The organism is Aquibacillus saliphilus (assembly GCF_020404745.1).
Taxonomy (GTDB): domain Bacteria; phylum Bacillota; class Bacilli; order Bacillales; family Amphibacillaceae; genus Aquibacillus; species Aquibacillus saliphilus.
In genome coordinates this window covers 37,730-57,551 of record NZ_JAIZAP010000008.1, presented here as the reverse complement: position 1 = coordinate 57,551, position 19,822 = coordinate 37,730, and the positions used below count along the sequence as shown (strand labels likewise).

Here is a 19,822-nt window from a genome sequence, read left to right as displayed (position 1 = left end):
TGTTGACCTCCCTTTATCTTTATCTATATGGTATATTTTATCAAAAAAATGTACTGTTATCGATATCTGTTTATGACATCAAGTCCACCAGTTACTTCAAAGATTGAACCGGTTATCATATCTGAATCTCTATCACATAAAAATAAGATTGTTCTAGCGATATCCTCTCCGGTCCCAGATCTACCAATTGGAGTGAATTCATCAGGAATGGTCCTGCTCCTCGCAATACTAGACTCCTTCATCTCTCCAACAATATTCCCCGGACAAATCATATTGGATGTAATACCAAATTCAGCTTCTTCAAGAGCGATTGATTTTGTTAATGAAACAAGGGCTACCTTTGCAGCTGCAAATGCAGAACGATATAACCATCCTGAAGCTGATGATGCCCCTTGAAATCCACAGTTTATAATCCTCCCAAATCCTTGCTCTCTCATACTTGGTATTGTTAGCTTCATCATGTGAAAGACAGCATCTAAATTACCTCGTACCATACTGTCCCACTCCTCTTGAGTGTAATCCATTAACTTTTTCCGTTCAAAAACAAATGGACCCGCATTATTCACTAAATAGTCTACTGTTCCAAATCGATTCACTGCTTGTTCTACTAGTCTATTAAGATCTTCTTTTTTTGTTACATCGACATTTACTATATGTAATTTTCCATTCGGAAAAATTTCTTTTAATTCATTTGCTTTATCCAAATCATTTAAGTAGGTTACTGTAACTGCATGTCCTGCATTAATGAACTCCTCTGTTACTTTTCTGCCCAATCCTTTCGTACCTGCAGTAATAATTGCATGTCCCATATGACCCCTCCTAAAAACGAATTTTTATTCTATTACAAGCAATTATATCGTACATGAACAAAAATATTATTACTACCTAAAAAGACTAGGAACTAATTTTAGAAGTCCCTAGCCCTAGTTTATTCTAGTTACTCAAATTCTTGCCTTTAGAATTTGCTTCTCGATCACTATCAATAACTCCACTATGGTAACTATCTAAAATCTGTTGGCTTACAAGTTCTTCTCCTTTATTTTTCAAGCTCGGGTCTAAATAATTATTTTTTTTCAAAGTTATCACCTCCATTTTTAGTATGTTCAATACCTTGAAAATTCAGCTAAATAACTTTTTCCAAATTTTGTTGAGGTTGTTTAAAACATGTTATAATTAAAGTAGAAATTAATGAGGGAGAGGTTGTTATGACATTCGAATATAAACGAATCCTTGTTGCTGTTGATGGTTCAAAATCCTCGGAACGTGCCTTTGAAAAAGCAGTTGCTATTGCTAAAAGAAACGATGCTAAACTGATTTTGTCGCATGTAGTAGATACGAAATCATTTGCTACAGTTGATGCTTATGATCGTACGTTAGCTGATCGCTCTGAGGTTTACGCTAACTCACTACTAGAAGATTACAAGCATAAAGCAAAGGCTGTAGGGATAAACGACGTGGAAGTTAACATCGAATACGGATCTCCTAAGATTAAAATTCCAAAAGATGTGGCAAAAAGTTTTAATGCGGACTTAATTATATGTGGTGCTACTGGCTTAAATGCAGTTGAAAGATTTCTTATAGGTAGTGTTTCTGAAAATATCACTCGCTATGCTAACTGTGACGTCTTAGTTGTTCGAAAAGAAGAAACAAAATAAGTAAATACACACTTAAAAATATAGTATTAAATGTTTAATGTGGACTAACTAATGGTCCACTTTTTTTCGTTTTGTTTACTAATAAGTCCGTGTTCAAAAAGGTGCCAAAATTAAAAACTAGAAGAAGGTCGAGGCGCTTAACTTTGAACAACTTCTATAACTAATCTAAATAAGGAGTCTGACTTATACTGGCCAGACTCCTTATATTAATTACTATATTCTTTTTGAGATAGTCTTACTGTGTCTCTAGCAATCATTACTTCTTCATTTGTTGGAATAACAATAACCTTTACCGGCGAATGTGGATAATTTATAAATGTCTCTTTCCCACGAACATTATTAAGTGACTGGTCCCAATAAACACCCATAAATTCGAGTCCTTTTAAAATCCTCTCACGCATAGTTATACTATTTTCACCAACGCCAGCAGTGAAAATAATCGCATCTACACCATGCATTCTTGCAGCATATGACCCAATATATTTATGAATCCTCTCAGCAAACACCTCTAAAGCAAGTTCAGCACGGTGATCCCCGTTCGTAGCCTTTTCCTCAATATCTCTAAGATCACTTGAAAAACCAGATAGAGCTAACATACCACTCTCTTTATTCAGTACATTCATTACTTCACTCGCAGTTTTACCGGTTTTTTCCATGATATATGGAATTAACGCTGGATCAATATTTCCGGACCGTGTTCCCATTGTTACACCAGCAAGTGGAGTGAATCCCATAGATGTATCAATAGATTTGCCATTTTCAATTGCGGCTATACTTGCACCATTTCCAAGGTGACATGATAATAGACGAAGTTGATCTAATGGAATTCCTAAAAGCTCTGAAGCTCTCTCAGAAACATATTTATGAGAAGTGCCGTGAAAACCATATTTTCTTATGCCATAGTCTTTATAATACTCATATGGCAAGCTATAAAGATAAGATTGTTCTGGCATTGTTTGGTGAAAAGCTGTGTCGAATACTACTACTGATGGTACTTCAGGTAAAATTTCCTTGAAGGCACGAATACCCGTTAAGTTTGCTGGATTATGAAGTGGTGCAAGTTCAGATACATCTTCAATTTCTTTTATAACTTCTTCAGTAATCAGTACTGAATCACTGAACCTTTCTCCACCATGTACAACGCGGTGACCTATACCATCTATTTCATTTAGGGAAGCAATGACACCTGATGAAGTAAGTTTATCCAATAACATTTTAACTGCTTCTCCGTGATCAGCAATATCCTTTATTGTCTTATCTTTTTCGTCATTTACCTCAATAGTAAAGATAGAATCGTTCATGCCAATTCGTTCCACTATTCCTACTGCTAACACCTTTTCTTCCGGCATCTCAATTAATTGAAACTTTAATGAAGAGCTACCGGCATTGATTGATAAAATCTTGTTCAAAATTATTCAACCCTTTCATTTAATAGGTTTTAAGACCTGAGCCTAACTCCATTTTAACCACCGGTTTGTTGCCTTTGCAATACGAAGTCATTATTGATAACGCTTGCTAACTAAATTTGTTATTTTCCAACTATTCGAAACCTTCATTTTTATACCATTGATTTATCTTCTCGACTATATTATTCATTGCTGATGCGTCTTTAAAGGAAGGTAGTTGAGCCAAAAGAGTTTGCTTGGGTGCTTTTGTTTCAGGTCCCTTTTTTTGTAGCAACAAAATACTTTTAGCATTACTTTCTGATTTAAATATACTAAGAGGTAATTGAAGTAATCCTACTATATGAGCGTTCTTGTGAAGAAAAGCATTTAACTTATCAGCTTGATCACCTTCAAACAAAAAGTTTGGAACCACAAATAAGAGATAACCACCCGGTTTTATATAATTCAGGCTCTGCTCGATAAAAAGATGGTGTGAATAGGAATGTCCTTGTTCTGCTTTTAATTCATATTGTCTAGCTTGTACATCATCTGGGTAATATCCTACAGGTAAATCCGATACAACTATATCAACTGGCTCTAATAAAAATGGACTTAAGCTATCTTGGTGAAAGAATTCTACTTCCGTTTTTTGAAGGTTAGCACTTAGTAAGGCAAGCTTTATTAGAGTTGGATCAACTTCACTACCATAAGATTGTCCTACCTGATTTAACTGATTCGTAACAGCTGTTAATAAATTTGCTGTTCCACACGCCGGATCAAATAACCTTAAATTTTTCTTGTTGCCTGTAAGTTTTTGAACTAAATATCCTATAAAGATAGCAACCGTATCCGGTGTAATTAGGTGATGCTGTTGGGTGAATCCTTTCATTCCTTTTAAAATTGCTAGCTGTAAAGCTTTTCTTATTTCTTCTTTCTCAATGGCATTAAGATTTATTGATTCTAATCTGTTTTTTAACTGTTGTTTCGCCAATTCAGTCATTTCTTCATTTGTTTCTTTTTGAAATAAAAATTCTAATGCAACCGTAAGACTATCAATATATGTCTGATTTGTCTGTTTTTGAACTAATTCAGTTGTTTCATCTATCCATGCATACATATTTTCTACTTTAGTTTGTTCCAAGTTTGTTCCTCCATTCATACCTTATCGTAACAACGATTATATTTTACCAAAACTTTATGTATTTTAGAAAAAGAAAGTCCTCATGGTAGGTTCGTACAGTAAACTTTTTTAGGATTATCTAAAACAACGAATATTTCGTAAGCTTAAGTTAATTTGTACTGACCTCTTTGGTAATTAGATATGTTTATATTAAATTCAGAGAACCCGGCTTCTACAAGCACCGGGTTCTTTAACTTATGAAATCTTTCTAACTGCTTCTAGTGCTTTTTCGTAATTCGGATGATTTGTACCTTCACTAACATATTCCGTGTACCTCACAATATCATCATTGTCTATTACAAAAACGGACCTAGCAAGCAAGCGAAGTTCTTTCATTAAGACACCATAGTTTATACCGAAATCTGCTTCCCGGTGATCGGAAAAGATTTCGATTTGTTTGATACCATTTTCATTTTTCCATCTTTTTTGTGCAAATGGTAAATCCATACTAACAGTAAGGACTTTAACGTTCCCTAACTTTTCTGCCTCATCATTGAAACGTTTTGTTTGTTCAGAACATACACCAGTATCTACAGATGGAACAACACTAATGATTTTAACTTGTCCTTTAAAATCGCTAAGACTTACTTCCTGTAAATTATTATCTAAGACCTTAAAGTCTGGTGTCTTATCGCCAATTTTAACTTCATCACCAATTAATGTCATTGGTGTTTCTTTAAATGTTACTTGTACCAATTAATCATCCTCCATTTTCATCTAATTAGTTTTTATTATTGTAAAAAAGAGACTGCCTTTCTGTTTATTATGAAGGCAGCCAAAGTTAATGTCTAATGTTAGAGTTACTCTTGTGGTTTCTCTTTTTGTTTTTTTCCATCACTCTTACTATTTTTAAGTATTTCTTGTATTTTCTCAACAGCCTGAGGTGCTAAGTCAATCATTTTTTCATACAAATGAGTGTTTTCATCTAGGTGTATCATTTGAACACCCTTACTGTTAACAATTAGGAAAGCGATTGGTGTTATTGACACCCCGCCACCACTTCCACCTCCAAAAGGCAAGCTATCCGATTGTCCCGACTGCCCATCCTTGCTTTTTGATTGTCCACTATAGAAATCACTACCCCCAGCAGCAAATCCAAAACCTACTTTTGAGACAGTAATAATGACGCTGCCATCTGGAGATTCTATTGGGTCACCTATAATTGTATTTACATCAACCATGTCTTTTAAATTTTCCATCGCAGTTGTCATTAATCCTTCGATAGGGTGCTGTTGTTCACTCACGTTATACTCCTCCTTCTATTACTGAGCCGCTTCACTAGTCCAGCTATGTCCACTTCCTTGAAAATGCCTTATCATTTGAATGATTGCGTAAATAGTTTGTCCTAATCTGACAGAAAAGATACACTCTAACTCTGTATAAGCTAACTTTTGTTGAAAGTATGGAGTTACATGGATGTTAGGTTGAACATTGAAATTCATATACCTGACTAACAACCCAATTATACTGCCTTTAACTGCCCATATAGCTCCACTAATAACTCCTGTAACGCTTGCATCTCCAGTTCCAACTTTTGTGTTCCAGTGCATTTGATGAATCTTTATTTTTGACAAGAAAATTAATGTTTTAGATTTAAAACTAATAACACGACCAAGAAGTGACTTTATTTTTTTAAATTGACTTAATAGTTCGTGAGGAGTGTACTTACTAGTATTTGATTTTTCTTGATCCTTAGTTGAAATATCATTCCCCTTTTTCATAGTCATGCTACTATTTTCTGATTCAACCATATTAATTTCTCTATTTACTATTTTTATCCCTATCATCTTTACTTCGACTCTTAATATATTTGTATCACCTTTATATAAATAATAAATCGTTGTATAGATACGAATAAACAGACTTAAAATAATCAGTAATGTAAGACCAAGTAATAAATAGAACCAAATCATGTTTACACCTCCATTACATCTATTATTTTCAAAAAGTTAGTAATGTAAACCCTGACAGGATTAATTGTAGTCATACTAGGATTTCTTGTTAAATGATGGTAATATGAAACTGTCAAAAAGTTAACTGATTAGGAGGAGCCAAGGAATGGACAATCGCAGAAATTTATTTTTTTACTATCCAAAAGAAACTGAACTAGAAGAACAGCTTGCACCTTTATTTCAACTTGCAAAGAAAAATAATTTCAACATTGTAGAAGACTATAAAGATGCCAATATTATTGTAAGTGTTGGAGGAGATGGAGCCTTCCTTCAAGTTGTTCGAAAAACTGGTTTTCGACAGGATTGTTTATATGTTGGGATCGCCCGAACAAATGAAGCTGGACTATACTGTGATTTCAATTTAGATAATTACGATGAAATGATGAAATCTATTGTGAATGAGGAATTAGAGGTCAGGCGCTTTCCTATTATTGACGTAACAATTAATGGTGAGGCAACATTCCAATGTCTAAATGAAGCAAGTATTAAATCGACTCTTATTAAAACTATTGTAATTGATGTATTTATTGATAATAACCATTTTGAGAGATTTCGTGGAGATGGACTGATTGTTGCAACACCTACCGGTAGTACAGGATACAATAAATCTACTCATGGAGCTGTTATAGATCCTCTGACACCTTGTTTTCAAGTATCAGAGATCGCTTCCTTAAATAACAACAAGTATCGTACACTAGGATCATCGTTTGTTTTAGACCAAAAACGAAGTCTAAAACTAGAAGTAATCCAAGATGGAAATGACTATCCGGTCGTCGGCTTAGATAACGAGGCATATTCAATTAGAAATATAAGAGATCTTACTATAACAATGAGCGACAAAATTGTTAAGACCGTCAAGCTGAAAAACAATTCCTATTGGGACCGGGTAAAACGAACCTTCCTTTAAAACTTAATTTCAACGAAAAAAGCATCTCTCCAAGTTATGGAGAGATGCTTTCTATTTTCTTTGATAAACGATATGTTCACCAACTATCGTCATTTCTACTTCTGTAGATACAATCCTATCAGGTGAAACCTTAAATAAGTCTTGATTTAACACTGTAAAATCAGCGCTAAAACCTGGTATGATTTGTCCTCTATCTTCTTCGTGAGAGATAGCATAGGCACTTCCCTTTGTGTATAAGGAAATCGCCTCATATACACTTAATTGTTCTTTTTCATTATAATATTGCCCGTCAATAGTTGATTTACGTAATACTGCAGCCTCAATTCCTAAAAGCGGATTCACTTCTTCGATGGGTGCATCCGAACCTGCAGCGCACGGTATCCCGTGTTTAAGAAATGTTCTCCAGGGATAAGAATAACCAATTCTTCTTTTCCCTATCCGATCAATAATCCATGGAAAATCAGAAGCTACAAAGGTAGGTTGAATATCAAGTACTACATCAATCTCCTTCAATAATTCTAAGAGATTTTCATTAATAATCTGTGCATGAATAATCCGATCACGCCGACCATTTTTTAAAGGATATTTTTGGATTATTTTAGCGATAGTCCAAGCTGCCTGATCACCAATTGCATGAACAGCGATTGGCATTTCATTTTTTCGTGCTTTTTTTACTAACGTTTCTAATCCCTCAATACTGTGGATTGGTATTCCATAATTATTCTCATCATCCTCGTATGGTTCGGACAGCCAAGCAGTTCTTCCACCCAACGCTCCATCTGAAAATATTTTTAAAGCTCCTAGTTCAATATATTCTGTTCCATCATTGTAGCCTAATCCTTCATTTACCATATCATCAAGTACTTCGTGATGGACTAATAGGTTAGTTCTAAACCTTCTTTTATTCCCATCAATAGCATTTTTAAATGCATTTAACGTTTTATTAAAGCCACCATAATAATTAAGGTCCTCACTATGTCCACCAACTAAACCTTTTTTAACTAAATCATCAATTGATGATTTGACTACCTTAGTTAAATACTTTTCAGATACACCCGGAATACCTTTTTTAATAAATTCTTGTGCGGTATCAAGAAAATACCCCGTAGCTTCTCCGTTGTCGCCACGAACTATTTTACCACCTTGTGGGTCCTCTGTATTTTCATCAATTCCAGCTATGTTGATTGCTTTAGAATTAGCTAGTATTGCATGCCTACAAACCCTAGTGAGCATCATTGGATTATCAGGACATATTTCGTCTAATTCATTCTTATGTATAATCCGAGGATTTTCCCACTGATTCTCGTTCCATCCTTCCCCAATTAGCCATTCCCCAACTTCTAACTGTTGTACACGTTCTTTTAATATTTCAATCACCTGTTCAGGTGAAGTGATTAAGGATAAATCTAAGTGAAGTAACTTCTCACCATGACCAATAATATGTAAGTGGCTATCGACAAAACCTGGATACATGACCTTTCCACCCAGGTCATGTGATTGCTCTATTTGGCCTTTATATTTTGCTAACAAATTTTCCAAACTTCCAATTTCAACAATTTTTCCTTTTTCGGTATAAACGGACTCTACTTGATCGCCTTCTGTTTTCATCGTATAAATACTACCGCCATACCACAATGTCCCCATTACTATGTCCCCTTTTTCCAAAAAATTAAATTGTTTACTGTATTTAGTCAATTTCATAATAATGATTTTTTGTAAATGTCACGGGATAAGCCGTCCCCAAACTATATGTGGGTTAAATTTGCTGCATAAGGAATTATGAAATCGATTCTATTTCAATAAGATATCAAATTGAGGACAAAAAGAAAAGGGTAGTGCAATAACACTACCCTTTTATATATGCCATTTAATACTATATTATTGTGGTTGTTGTCCATTCATTTGTTGTTGGGCCATTGAAACTAAGCGCTTCGTAATTTCCCCACCAACGGAACCGTTGGCACGAGAAGTTGTATCAGCACCGAGGCTCACCCCAAATTCCTGTGCAATTTCAACCTTCATTTGATTTAATGCTTGGTCTACTCCAGGAACAAGTAAATTGTTACTGCTATTGTTATTTGCCATGATATCTTCACCTCCTCTTTGCTACACTTCTATATTGCGCAGCCAAAAGGAGAAACATGCATGAGAAGCATTGGTAGTTGTTTCAATTAAAACCATATTATAATAGGTCACTAAATTCATCATCTTCTTTAGATGCTTTAGTAATTTCAACTACTTCTATTTGATTTATTGTATTTTTTAAGTCTTCAGTAAAATCCATAGCACTCTCAAATTGTAATACTTTCTCTTTCCTAGGCTTGGTCTTTGGTGAGCTTGGAACAAAGATGGTACAACAATCCTCATAAGGTCTGATAGAAATATCATATGTGTTTATTTTTTGAGACACTGTTATAATCTCTTCCTTATCCATCGCTATTAATGGACGCAATATTGGATAGTTGGTTACATCATTGATTGCATTCATACTTTCCATTGTCTGACTCGCTACTTGCCCTAAACTTTCTCCAGTAGTGAGCGACAATATCTTTTCTTTTTTAGCTACAGCTTCACTAATTTTCATCATCACTCGACGCATAACTGTCATAGAGTAACCATGCGGAATTTCGGAATAAATTCTTTGTTGTAAATTGGTGAAAGGTACCATATGGATTTTAATTTTGCCTCCGAAGCTTGTGAGTTGTTCCGCTAAATCAAACACCTTTTGTTTGGCTCTGTCATTTGTGAATGGTGGAGAGTGAAAATGAATAATCTCTAATTGAACTCCACGCTTCATTGTCATGTACCCAGCAACTGGACTATCAATCCCACCGGATAAAAGTAATAAAGTTTTACCAGCAGTTCCGACTGGTAGTCCTCCAGCACCTAAAATTTTATTCGAAGTAATATAAGTAGCGTCTTCGCGGGTTTCTACATTAATCTCTACATCCGGATAATGCACATCAACTGTATATCCGTCTGTATTAGAAAGTAAATGCCCCCCCAGAATTTGATTCATTTCTTGGGATCCGATTGGAAATTTCTTATTAATTCTCTTAGCAGTAATTTTGAATGTCTTTGCTCCTATAGCTTCGGTTAAAGCATGCAATGCAGCTTGCTTAATTTGAATTTCGTCATTTTCAACCTTGATTGCCAAACTTATACTTTGAATTCCAAATATATTTTTACATTTAGTTATTATAGGTTCAGGATTTTCCCCATTCAGTAGGATATACATTCGGTCCCTATCCGACTTTATCTTTATCGCGGGAAATTCCTTAAGTTTTCCCAGTACATTTTCATGCAATCGATGGATAAACTTTTTTCTATTTCTACCTTTTAATGCTATTTCCCCATAACGCATCAATATATAATCATATTTCATAGTTAATCTACCCCATTACTTCGCTTAATTGTTGTATAGTTTCAGTTAGTGATTGACAAAACAATTCAATTTCTTTTTCTGTAGTTTGGTAATTCAAGCTAATCCTTAAAGCGGATTCACTAATGTTTTTATTAAAACCACAAGCTGAGAGAACTGCACTTTCATCTGGTTTTTTGGAAGAACAAGCAGCCTTCGTTGATATATATATTTCTTTCTCACCCAGAGCATGTATAATTACCTCTGGTTTGTAGTCCGGAACAGATATGTTGACTATATGTGGAGCACGTTGATTAGGTGTGTTTATAATAACAGTATTGATTTGCTCTAATTTTTTTATTAATAATGCTGTGCGTTCTGTCAGATTTTCAACTTCCCTAGATTGTTTGTCCAAGATAAGTCGCATAGCCTTTACTAATGAAACTGCACCAGCTACATTTTCTGTTCCAGAGCGATAATTACCTTCTTGTCCACCACCATCAAATAAAGGGAATATCTTTGTGTTTTTTTTAACATATAATAATCCAGTGCCTTTTAATCCATGGATTTTGTGACCAGAAATTGTGCAAAGATCTATACCGCTGTTTTCTAACTTTTGTGGTATTTTCCCAAAACCTTGTACATTGTCAACATGAAAGAATAATTTAGGATATTGTTTTGCAATTTCTCCAATTTGTTGAATTGGTTGAATTGAACCTAATTCATTGTTTACGTGCATAATACTAATCAAAATTGTTTCCTTGGTAATAGCCCTCTTCACATCCAAAGCTGCAACCACACCATCTGTATTAACCGGTAAGTATGTTACAGTAAAGCCCAATTCTTCCAAGGATCTACATGCTTCAAACACAGATGGATGTTCAATTTGAGATGTAATAATATGTTTCCCGCGATTCTGGTGTGCCAAAGCAATACCCTTAATGGCAACATTATTCCCCTCCGTACCACCTGAAGTAAAAACAATTTCCTCCGCGTGCACTTGCATTAACTGGGCAGCTTGTTGTCTGGCCTTCGATAACAAGCGTTCAGCATCTGCTCCAAAACGATGAATAGAGGACGGATTACCATAATATTTTTCTGTCACTTGCTTAAAACTATCCAAAACCTCAGGGAAGGGTTTAGTGGTAGCACTATTATCTAAATAAATCATAGCAAAACTCCTCAGTTACTTTTTAGCATTAAAATATCTTATCATAAGTTTTATGTAATTCAAACGATTTCTAACCAATAATAAGAAAAGGGAAGGGCTCCTTGTTAGCCTAGGGCAATAAGTCAAGCCTCAGGCGGCAGTAGGTGCCGGAGGCTTGACTTGGTCAACTTAGAAATTAATTATCTTCAGCAGTTATTCGATAATTTCTTAAATAAGAAAAATAAGTCCCTTGCTATAGAATTAACAAGGGACGGAATACTTTTTAAATTAATAGACCTAAACAGAAAATCAATTATTGTTAGTATTCTATATTTAATGCCGCTAATATTTCATCAATGGATATCTCGTTGTCTACCTCGTTTAATGAATTAACTGAAATAGAAATAGCTTGCTCTTTATCCAAGTCTAAACTATCGTTCTGATTACGATCAACTACTTCTATAGAGTCTTTCTTATTATATCCAACTAATTCTTTCTTGACTGGTAAACCCTCAGCAACAGCCTGATTGCTCCAAGGTTTTTCAACCTGAGTTGCAACAATTATCCATATAACACTTACCCAAATGATAATCGTAGTAAAACTAAATAAGGTAACTATCCACTTTGTCATTATCTCAGCACCTAACTAGGTATTTCACTATATTCTTCAAGTTTTCGTAAAGCACCTGGTTCGATATCTTCCAAAGCGTTTGAAGCTTCTTCTAAAGCACTTTCATACTCGAATTTTCTAAACAATTCTTCTGCTTCATATAATTTAGCAGCTAAAAAAGCATGTTGACTTCTATATCTGTTTGCATATTGAATAACAAACTCAACTAATCTGGCTTGATCCAACAGTAGTTCTGTTTGATTTGTCATTGTTTGTACTGCTTTAGTTGCCTCCACTAATGAATGTTGTACTTTCCCAATATCAAGTGGTTGATTTTCAAGGTTTTTCACAACTGAATCACTTTTCGCAGTAGCTTCTTCCATTAAATCCCAAATGTAATTTGGGACACCTGGGATATTACTTTTTTGTAACTTACGATTTGTTTCAAAAAGCTCATTTCTAATTTCAAATACCTTTTCTTTAGCTTCTATCTCATCTTTTCTTAAGGTATGAATTCTTTCTTTGAATTCTTCATGAGCATCTTGCAATTCTAATAATTGTTTATAACTATTTTCAATTAATTCTCGCAAGTTTGAGTGAGAAATCTTTTCCTCTTCAACGTTTTTTTCGATTTTTTCGTGTTCCTTTTTAATTTGTTTAATCCAATTTTCAAGATGTAAATGTATCTTCATATCATTATCTTCAAAATAATAAGTTTCTTGTAAACGAACCACTTCATCAGTAGTATCAGTCAAATCATTATCGACTTCTGTTAACAGTTTGCGGTAGCTTGGTGCTTTTTTAGCAACATACGACTTGGCAACAGCCTCTTTTTCTAACAATTGGTACATTTCTGTAATTCTTTCCTCAATTGGTGAAATTATTTCATAGGCATCAGCTAAGCTGCCTTTCTCCAACTGTTCCACACTCTTGACTAGACTTTCTTGAAAATTACGTAGCTCTTTCTCGAAGCCTAGATGTTCTATCCTAAATCCTTCGTCTTTCATTTCTTTAATCCCAAACAAAACATCGTCAATTTGAACAGGTAGTTCATGTTTACATTTTTTATATACAATAGGAAACTCTTCTATCTGTTCTTCTAAAAAGTTAAGAGTAACTTTCATCTCACTAACAAGCTGTTGAGCCTCAAAGTAGTTACCTGACTCAGTCATTTGATAATAATTTGCTATCTGTTGTTCTAATTCATCAATTTCTACATCAAAACGAATCTCAGCTTTTCCATATTGCGGACGGCTTTGTATCAGTTTCTTTCTTAGCCCTGCCACTTTAGGTTGTAAGTTATCAACTTCTTCTCTGCTATTTTGCTCTGAATCAATTAACTGATCGAGTTCTTCAAACATCTTAGCAATGTTATTTTCAATCGCTACTAATGTTTCCTCGACAATATGTAGGTTCTTTTTTGCTCCACTAATACGGAATTTATCCGACGCTTCCTCTGCGTCAAGTAAGTATTCCTCGATATCCGGAAGCTCCCTAGTTAAAATAATATCCCAACGTTCCTTCCAAGACTCGAATTTCTCCTGAGTTTCTCCAGATAAGTTTAATTTTTTAACACGAGCCAGTTCCGAAGTAACATTTTTATTCATTATATCCATTTTCCAGCCCTCGAGCCGATCAACCTCATCATACACTCTTTTTCTTAAAATTAATCCCAAAATAATTAGTGCAATTACACCGAGAATACATCCTATGACATAGGCCATATTAATCCCCCTATCCGATGCCAATCTATGTAAAAAAATATTGCTAATATAGTCCTAATTAAGTAATACTATTATGATACCATGTTCAACCCATTTTTTGCTAAAATTTTTCAAATAAATTATTTATTCGACATCATACAATGAGATAACTCAAGAGATAAGATGTTGATAATTGATAAAGGGAATGTTTCTCCATCTATTAAGATAATTAGGTCAGTTATTAGAATCATTGTTGATCTGATGATATTCAATTTCTGCTAAGTAATCTATCCACCTATGAATCGAAAGTGTGTACTTTTTTATAAAAAAATCATGTGATTGATCCCAAGTAATTTCATTTCTCCATTCATTCGGGGCCATGTATGGGGTGATTAATTGACCTTTTAACTGCAGCAACAGAAACTTTTTGTCAATTGTACTGTGTGAAGTATGCTGTAAAGCAGCATTAAATAAACTGCTGATAATGTGATTTTCTTTAGCTAAATAAGTAACCATCATTTCTCGCACAAAAACGGAATCAATAGATAATTCTCTTTGAATAAAACAAGAGAATTGATGTTGGTTTTGCTTATACTGTATAATAGCTTCAATCAGTTTTTTTAATCTTTCAACAGCTAACATGTTTTTCGTTTCTTCGCACACAAATTCTAGCTGTTCAATGTAATCTTCATAGTAATTAACAACAGCGGATTCTAAAAGCCCTTGTTTACTTGCAAAATAATAGTTAATTAATGAAACATTAACTGAAGCTTTTTTTGCAATATCACGAACTGATGTACCATGGTATCCTTTAACATAAAATAGCATGCAAGCAGCAGCCATTACTTTTTGTTTCGTTTCATTCTTCTTCATTACACTCAACCCCTTACATTACTTTTTACGACATTGATGTACGGAGTCCTGCATTTTTCTCTCGTCAAATAACGCACCAATTTGTCGAATATGCAAGTAGTATCAATCTTTATATTTTAAAGGAGGAAGCACTAATGTTTCAAGTTCAAAGCTACCAAGGTTCTAAAGAAAAAGATTATACCCTGTTATTAAAACAACTACAGGCACTACTAGAAGACGAAAAGGATCAAATTGCTAACCTTTCAAATGCATCAGCACTTTTAAACCAGTTTTTATCTGAAGTTAATTGGGTTGGATTTTATCTTTGGAAAGAAGAGGAACTGGTACTAGGTCCATTTCAAGGGTTACCTGCATGTGTCAGAATTGTTAGTGGTAAAGGAGTATGTGGCACAGCGATAAAAGAAGGGAAAACACAACGAGTTGCAGACGTTCAACAGTTCCCGGGCCACATTGCTTGTGATGCCGCAACTAAATCTGAAATAGTCATTCCACTATATAATGATGGTGACTTATTTGGAGTATTAGATATTGATAGCCCTATCAATAATCGGTTCGATCAAGTAGATCAAGATTATCTAGAAAAATTCGCAGAAATTATTCAAAATAATTTATAAATTAAACTTGGATGCGATAACTAACAAATAATTAACCTAAAAAACAAGACCCTTTTTTTACAAGGGTTTTGTTTTTTCTCTTACTACACAATTCTTACCTTGATTTTTAGCTTTATATAAAGCTTCGTCAGCTCGTTCGAAAATTTGATGTTTTTCATTCGGTTGATTACTATTCCAGTAAGAAACTCCAATAGAAATAGTTATTTTAGGTTTTGTTTTTTCTTCCACTTGATTAACTAATTGAAGGGCCAAATCCATTCCCTCATTTAAACTTACTTCAGGTAAATAAACCGCTAACTCTTCACCACCCCACCTTGCAGCGAAGTCGTTTTTCCCAAGCTTACTTACAATTATGTTAGCAACCTGTATAAGTAACTCATCACCAGCATCATGACCAAAAGTATCATTGATTCTCTTAAAGTCATCTATATCGATTAACAAGAAAGCACCTTGACTATCGACTTCTAAGTGCTCATTTAATTTTTCATCCAAATATTTTCTAGAATATAGTTTTGTTAGATAATCAGTTATAACTAGCTGTTCTAGCTGTTCGCGCAACATAGAATTAACAAAAGCTAATGTTGAGTGATGTACTAATGATTGAATCAATTTAAAAGTCTCAAATGAGTAAAAATAAGGTAGACTATGAAGTACAATAAGGGCTCCCTTGACCTGTTGGGATTGTATCATTGGTATAGCCATCACTGATTGGTAGGGAATGTTAACATTCGGATACTTTTTGGGAAAACTTCCGATAAATAACGAATCTTGATGATTTTTCAATATTGGTATAATAGTCTGAAGAAGTATTCCAGCCTCATCACCTAAAAAGTAATTTGTACTTCCTTCTAATAAATCATGGCTGTCTTCTTTGAACAACAGAAATCCAATTTCATCTGCACCAAAAGATTCTCTGATTTGTTTATTCATAAAAGTAGTAGTCTCTGAAAGCCTGAGGTTTGAATTCAGTTTGTGTGATGTTTCATTTATTAATTTTAAATCAGCTATTAACTGTTTTGATTGTTGATATAAATGCGCATTTTCTAGAGCATTTCCTGCTGTATTTGCAAGTAACGTTATAAACTCAACGTCGCTCTCTGGAAATAAGTGAGCCATAGGCGCACTTATTTGTAAAACTCCATAAACACCCTGTTTACCTTTCAATGGCGCAAACAGTCTTGATTTGACACCAAATACGTCTGTTTCTACTTTTACTTCTCCAGTTAGAAACGCTTGTACACTTGACTTATTTACAAACTCTTCATTATAAATTAATTCTTTTATCGGTAAGTCCGATTCTGGTTCATTCTTATAATCTTGTGATAAATATAGGCTATATTTAAAACGTGGATACACATTTGATAATGTGTGTATTACTTCAGACAAAACATCATTTGTGTTTATTGAAGAATGGAATTTAGTCGTTACACGATATAAAAGTTCATACTTATTCGCTTTATCCATTGTATTCGAATATTCACCAACACCATTTAAAAGTTTGTATGTCTCCATGGCAATTCCTTCAAATTTTTCATAAAGCTGACCTGCTATTTTCTCGTTATCAATTGCCACAAATACATACCCAATTAAATTATCTCCATCATGAAGTGGGAGTAAGTAAGTAGATATCTTTGAAGTACGCTTCACAACTTCACTTCCATCTAATATAGTAAATTTATTGGCAGATGTATAAATAACCTGTGTTTCTATATTAACTAGTATATTCTGTGTTATATTAGTTTGATGGTTTTCAAGGTCACTAGCTAACTTAAAATTGTTATTAAAACTATCGTACAAATAGATTGCTACACAATCAGCTTCCAGTAATTCTTTTATTTGCTCAGAAACTTCAGCAACCAGGTTACCATCAAATCCATTTACACTACACATAAACTTCTCTACAAAGAGAATTCTTAAATCACTTTGAAATGATGATTCTTCAATTTGCATAATATCTCACCTATCAATTAGAATAACTGTTAATTAATTATATACGAAATAGCTTTACTTTCATATATAAATAGTACTTTTTACTTAGTTTTTAAAAGATAGTAGTATAAAGTATTGACTTATACCTCTAAAAAAATTATAATATTCTTTGTGTAAAATAAAAGGTAGCCTATGTGAACCTCCGACTGGTTCATTTTATTCCTCCTGGTGAGGTGTATCGTGTAACTCTCTGCTGCTGGAGCGATGGTACATGAAAATAAAATGGCTAGCGATCAAGGAACACTCTGTCTTTTTTTATGCAAATCTAATATAAAAAGGAAGATGTACATGTCACGCTATACAGGTCCTGTATGGAAAAAATCTCGTCGTCTTGGTATTTCTTTAACTGGAACAGGTAAGGAATTAGAAAAACGTCCTTACGCTCCTGGACAACATGGTCCAAATCAACGCAGAAAGTTATCAGAATATGGTCTTCAATTACAAGAGAAGCAGAAGCTTCGCTTCATGTATGGAATTAACGAACGTCAATTCCGTAACATGTTCGACCAAGCAGGAAAAATGAAAGGTATTCATGGTGAGAACTTCATGATTCTTCTTGAATCTCGCTTAGATAACCTTGTTTACCGTCTTGGATTAGCTCGTACTCGCAGAGCTGCTCGCCAGCTTGTTGGACATGGTCACGTTACTGTTGATGGTGGTCGTGTTGACATTTCATCATATCGTGTTAAACCAGGTCAAGTTATTGGTTTACGTGAAAAATCACAAAACCTTGGCATTATTAAAGAAGCCATTGAAGCTAACAATTTCACACCTGATTATGTTAGCTTTGATGAAGAAAAACTTGAGGGTACTTACACTCGTTTGCCAGAACGTTCAGAAATGCCAGCTGAAATTAACGAAGCACTTATTGTAGAATTCTACTCTCGTTAATTTCTATATTTTCCATATAAAAAGCACCGAATCTTTACTAGATTCGGTGCTTTTTTTCCTTTATCAGCTAAACCGGACAAGAAAATACTTCTTCTTTCCTCTACGTATAATCGTAAATTTATCATCGATTCGATTCTCTTCAGATATTACATAGGCTAGTTCTGTTTTGCGATCACCGTTAATATAAACAGCTCCATTTTGAATGTCTTCTCGCGCTTGACGTTTCGATGGAGAAATTTTCGCTTCTACAAGAACATCAATCAAACCTTTTTCCTCTCTTGGAAACGTAATTGAAGGTACATCTTTAAAGCCTTGTTCGATTTCTTCACCATTTAACGTTTGAATATCTCCACTAAATAATGCCTCTGTTATTTTCTGTGCTTGTAAAAGCGCTTCTTTTCCATGTATTAATTCAGTCATTTCTTCTGCTAATCGTCTATGAGCAACACGTTTCTCTGGCGCGGTTTCCATTTCGGTATGAAGCTCGTCAATTTCAGAATGACTTAAAAATGTGAAGTACTTAATAAATTTGATAACATCTCGATCATCAGTATTAATCCAGAATTGGTAAAATTCATATGGTGTAGTTTTCTTTCCATCAAGCCAAATTGCTCCACCAGATGTTTTGCCGAATTTAGTTCCATCTGCTTTTGTTATTAATGGAACTGTAAGACCAAATGCCTTAGCTTCCTCTTCTCTATCACTTTTTGTTCGACGAATTAACTCCATTCCCGCAGTAATATTTCCCCATTGGTCACTTCCACCAATTTGCAAGGTACAACCTTCTTTTTCATATAATTTTAAGAAATCTAACGATTGTAGAATCATGTAGCTAAACTCTGTAAAGGATATTCCATTTTCCAAACGGGATTCCACCGAATCTTTAGCCAACATGTAATTAATGCTAAAATGTTTTCCCGTGTCCCGTAGCAATTCAATAATGGTTGTAGTTGACAACCATTCGTAATTGTTCCTTGCAACAGCAGCATTTTCTCCCTGATCAAACTCTAAAATATTTGCCAGTTGGTGTTTAATTTTTTCACTGTAACCTTGGACAACGCTGAGCTCATTAAGTGAACGCTCAGATGAACGGCCACTCGGATCACCAATTAACCCAGTACCACCACCAATTAGTGCAATTGGACGATGACCGGCTCTTTGGAATCTTTTTAACATCATAGCTGGCACTAGATGTCCTATGTGAAGACTATCAGCTGTTGGGTCAAAACCACAATACAATGTAACAATATTTGCTTGCAGGTGCTTTTTCAATCCCTCATCATCTGTGGTTTGCTGGATCAATCCACGTTGACTTAAATCTTCTAAAATATCCATTCTCTTCACTCCTAATTTTTCTTCCAACAAGTTTTTTTGCACATAAAAAAATCCCCCCCAAAAAAGGGACGAGATTTCAATCGCGGTACCACCCTTGTTGCAAAAATATTTTTGCCACTCAAGTAAATAACGGTGAGGTTCACCGGCTTCTGAAAACAGAAGAAGCTCCAGAACGTAATTCATAAAGTAACTTTAAACTGACTTGCACCAACCGTCA

20 protein-coding genes and 1 other annotated feature (1 of these 21 only partly in view) are annotated in these 19,822 nt (G+C 34.5%); of the genes, 4 read left to right on the top strand and 16 right to left on the bottom strand.

From position 1 onward, the window contains the following. Window positions 1–56: 56 nt before the first annotated feature. Together LD272_RS09750 and LD272_RS09745 are read right to left on the bottom strand one after the other, a co-directional pair. Complete coding sequence (locus LD272_RS09750; RefSeq protein ID WP_226036421.1) at window positions 57–809, bottom strand: SDR family oxidoreductase; 753 nt, start codon at window positions 807–809, stop codon at window positions 57–59. Between the two features lie 124 nt (window positions 810–933). Beyond that, window positions 934–1,077 (bottom strand): hypothetical protein, encoded by a 144-nt coding sequence (locus tag LD272_RS09745; protein ID WP_226036420.1) that lies wholly within the window; start codon window positions 1,075–1,077, stop codon window positions 934–936. A 128-nt stretch (window positions 1,078–1,205) separates the two neighbouring features. On the opposite strand from LD272_RS09745, the gene LD272_RS09740 reads away from it, so the two are divergent. Next, entirely contained in the window at window positions 1,206–1,655 is a 450-nt protein-coding gene (locus LD272_RS09740; RefSeq protein ID WP_226036419.1) for a universal stress protein, read from the top strand. A 206-nt stretch (window positions 1,656–1,861) separates the two neighbouring features. Here LD272_RS09740 and LD272_RS09735 read toward each other — a convergent pair whose 3' ends face one another. The 5 genes from LD272_RS09735 to LD272_RS09715 form a co-directional block, all read right to left on the bottom strand. Next, window positions 1,862–3,064 carry an acetate kinase gene (locus LD272_RS09735; RefSeq protein WP_226036418.1) on the bottom strand — a complete coding sequence of 401 codons (1,203 nt, stop codon included), beginning with the start codon at window positions 3,062–3,064 and terminating at the stop codon, window positions 1,862–1,864. Between the two features lie 130 nt (window positions 3,065–3,194). Further along, window positions 3,195–4,181, bottom strand: a complete 987-nt coding sequence (locus LD272_RS09730) for a class I SAM-dependent methyltransferase (RefSeq protein WP_226036417.1) — start codon at window positions 4,179–4,181, stop codon at window positions 3,195–3,197. Window positions 4,182–4,415: 234 nt separating this feature from the next. Then, entirely contained in the window at window positions 4,416–4,916 is a 501-nt protein-coding gene (gene tpx, locus LD272_RS09725) for a thiol peroxidase (protein ID WP_226036416.1), read from the bottom strand. A 104-nt stretch (window positions 4,917–5,020) separates the two neighbouring features. After that, window positions 5,021–5,464, bottom strand: coding sequence for a GerW family sporulation protein (ytfJ, locus tag LD272_RS09720; RefSeq protein ID WP_226036415.1), 444 nt, complete (start codon window positions 5,462–5,464; stop codon window positions 5,021–5,023). An 18-nt stretch (window positions 5,465–5,482) separates the two neighbouring features. Next, complete coding sequence (locus LD272_RS09715) at window positions 5,483–6,133, bottom strand: DUF2953 domain-containing protein (RefSeq protein WP_226036414.1); 651 nt, start codon at window positions 6,131–6,133, stop codon at window positions 5,483–5,485. A 145-nt stretch (window positions 6,134–6,278) separates the two neighbouring features. On the opposite strand from LD272_RS09715, the gene LD272_RS09710 reads away from it, so the two are divergent. Next, window positions 6,279–7,079: an NAD kinase gene (locus LD272_RS09710; RefSeq protein ID WP_226036413.1), complete on the top strand. Its 801-nt coding sequence runs from the start codon at window positions 6,279–6,281 to the stop codon at window positions 7,077–7,079. A 51-nt stretch (window positions 7,080–7,130) separates the two neighbouring features. Here LD272_RS09710 and LD272_RS09705 read toward each other — a convergent pair whose 3' ends face one another. The 7 genes from LD272_RS09705 to refZ all read right to left on the bottom strand — a co-directional run bounded on the left by LD272_RS09705 (window position 7,131) and on the right by refZ (window position 14,776). Beyond that, window positions 7,131–8,723: an amidohydrolase gene (locus tag LD272_RS09705; protein ID WP_226036412.1), complete on the bottom strand. Its 1,593-nt coding sequence runs from the start codon at window positions 8,721–8,723 to the stop codon at window positions 7,131–7,133. Between the two features lie 234 nt (window positions 8,724–8,957). Beyond that, a complete protein-coding gene (locus LD272_RS09700; RefSeq protein ID WP_226036411.1) occupies window positions 8,958–9,164 on the bottom strand; it encodes an alpha/beta-type small acid-soluble spore protein in 207 nt (68 codons plus the stop codon). Window positions 9,165–9,261: 97 nt separating this feature from the next. Next, entirely contained in the window at window positions 9,262–10,464 is a 1,203-nt protein-coding gene (gene thiI / locus LD272_RS09695) for a tRNA uracil 4-sulfurtransferase ThiI (protein WP_226036410.1), read from the bottom strand. A 7-nt stretch (window positions 10,465–10,471) separates the two neighbouring features. Beyond that, window positions 10,472–11,611: a cysteine desulfurase family protein gene (locus tag LD272_RS09690; RefSeq protein ID WP_226036409.1), complete on the bottom strand. Its 1,140-nt coding sequence runs from the start codon at window positions 11,609–11,611 to the stop codon at window positions 10,472–10,474. A 298-nt stretch (window positions 11,612–11,909) separates the two neighbouring features. Further along, window positions 11,910–12,221, bottom strand: a complete 312-nt coding sequence (locus LD272_RS09685) for a hypothetical protein (protein WP_226036408.1) — start codon at window positions 12,219–12,221, stop codon at window positions 11,910–11,912. A gap of 11 nt (window positions 12,222–12,232) precedes the next feature. Then, window positions 12,233–13,924 (bottom strand): septation ring formation regulator EzrA, encoded by a 1,692-nt coding sequence (gene ezrA / locus LD272_RS09680; protein ID WP_226036407.1) that lies wholly within the window; start codon window positions 13,922–13,924, stop codon window positions 12,233–12,235. Window positions 13,925–14,137: 213 nt separating this feature from the next. After that, complete coding sequence (refZ, locus tag LD272_RS09675) at window positions 14,138–14,776, bottom strand: forespore capture DNA-binding protein RefZ (RefSeq protein WP_226036406.1); 639 nt, start codon at window positions 14,774–14,776, stop codon at window positions 14,138–14,140. A gap of 134 nt (window positions 14,777–14,910) precedes the next feature. Here refZ and LD272_RS09670 point away from each other — a divergent pair, with 134 nt between their 5' ends. Continuing rightward, on the top strand, window positions 14,911–15,390 hold the full coding sequence (locus tag LD272_RS09670; RefSeq protein WP_226036405.1) for a free L-methionine (R)-S-oxide reductase MsrC: 480 nt from the start codon (window positions 14,911–14,913) through the stop codon (window positions 15,388–15,390). 57 nt (window positions 15,391–15,447) lie between these two features. Here the strand turns inward: LD272_RS09670 and LD272_RS09665 are convergent, their stop codons facing one another. Beyond that, window positions 15,448–17,340, bottom strand: coding sequence for a sensor domain-containing diguanylate cyclase (locus tag LD272_RS09665; protein WP_226036404.1), 1,893 nt, complete (start codon window positions 17,338–17,340; stop codon window positions 15,448–15,450). A gap of 327 nt (window positions 17,341–17,667) precedes the next feature. On the opposite strand from LD272_RS09665, the gene rpsD reads away from it, so the two are divergent. Then, on the top strand, window positions 17,668–18,270 hold the full coding sequence (gene rpsD, locus LD272_RS09660) for a 30S ribosomal protein S4 (protein ID WP_226036403.1): 603 nt from the start codon (window positions 17,668–17,670) through the stop codon (window positions 18,268–18,270). A 63-nt stretch (window positions 18,271–18,333) separates the two neighbouring features. On the opposite strand, the gene tyrS is transcribed toward rpsD, so the two are convergent. Continuing rightward, the gene (gene tyrS, locus LD272_RS09655; protein ID WP_226036549.1) at window positions 18,334–19,605 is read right to left on the bottom strand and encodes a tyrosine--tRNA ligase; all 1,272 of its coding nucleotides are present in this window, start codon (window positions 19,603–19,605) and stop codon (window positions 18,334–18,336) included. 61 nt (window positions 19,606–19,666) lie between these two features. Continuing rightward, window positions 19,667–19,822: a binding site (T-box leader), on the bottom strand (it continues 53 nt past the right edge of the window).

Bases quoted from the DNA above. Each gene is read 5' to 3' on its own strand.
- tyrS (WP_226036549.1), bottom strand. From the start codon at position 19,605: ATGGATATTTTAGAAGATTTAAGTCAACGTGGATTGATCCAGCAAACC.
- LD272_RS09740 (WP_226036419.1), top strand. From the start codon at position 1,206: ATGACATTCGAATATAAACGAATCCTTGTTGCTGTTGATGGTTCAAAA.
- rpsD (WP_226036403.1), top strand. From the start codon at position 17,668: ATGTCACGCTATACAGGTCCTGTATGGAAAAAATCTCGTCGTCTTGGT.
- LD272_RS09700 (WP_226036411.1), bottom strand. From the start codon at position 9,164: ATGGCAAATAACAATAGCAGTAACAATTTACTTGTTCCTGGAGTAGAC.
- thiI (WP_226036410.1), bottom strand. From the start codon at position 10,464: ATGAAATATGATTATATATTGATGCGTTATGGGGAAATAGCATTAAAA.
- LD272_RS09750 (WP_226036421.1), bottom strand. From the start codon at position 809: ATGGGACATGCAATTATTACTGCAGGTACGAAAGGATTGGGCAGAAAA.
- LD272_RS09690 (WP_226036409.1), bottom strand. From the start codon at position 11,611: ATGATTTATTTAGATAATAGTGCTACCACTAAACCCTTCCCTGAGGTT.
- LD272_RS09665 (WP_226036404.1), bottom strand. From the start codon at position 17,340: ATGCAAATTGAAGAATCATCATTTCAAAGTGATTTAAGAATTCTCTTT.
- LD272_RS09710 (WP_226036413.1), top strand. From the start codon at position 6,279: ATGGACAATCGCAGAAATTTATTTTTTTACTATCCAAAAGAAACTGAA.
- refZ (WP_226036406.1), bottom strand. From the start codon at position 14,776: ATGAAGAAGAATGAAACGAAACAAAAAGTAATGGCTGCTGCTTGCATG.
- ezrA (WP_226036407.1), bottom strand. From the start codon at position 13,924: ATGGCCTATGTCATAGGATGTATTCTCGGTGTAATTGCACTAATTATT.
- LD272_RS09715 (WP_226036414.1), bottom strand. From the start codon at position 6,133: ATGATTTGGTTCTATTTATTACTTGGTCTTACATTACTGATTATTTTA.
- LD272_RS09685 (WP_226036408.1), bottom strand. From the start codon at position 12,221: ATGACAAAGTGGATAGTTACCTTATTTAGTTTTACTACGATTATCATT.
- LD272_RS09670 (WP_226036405.1), top strand. From the start codon at position 14,911: ATGTTTCAAGTTCAAAGCTACCAAGGTTCTAAAGAAAAAGATTATACC.
- LD272_RS09705 (WP_226036412.1), bottom strand. From the start codon at position 8,723: ATGGGGACATTGTGGTATGGCGGTAGTATTTATACGATGAAAACAGAA.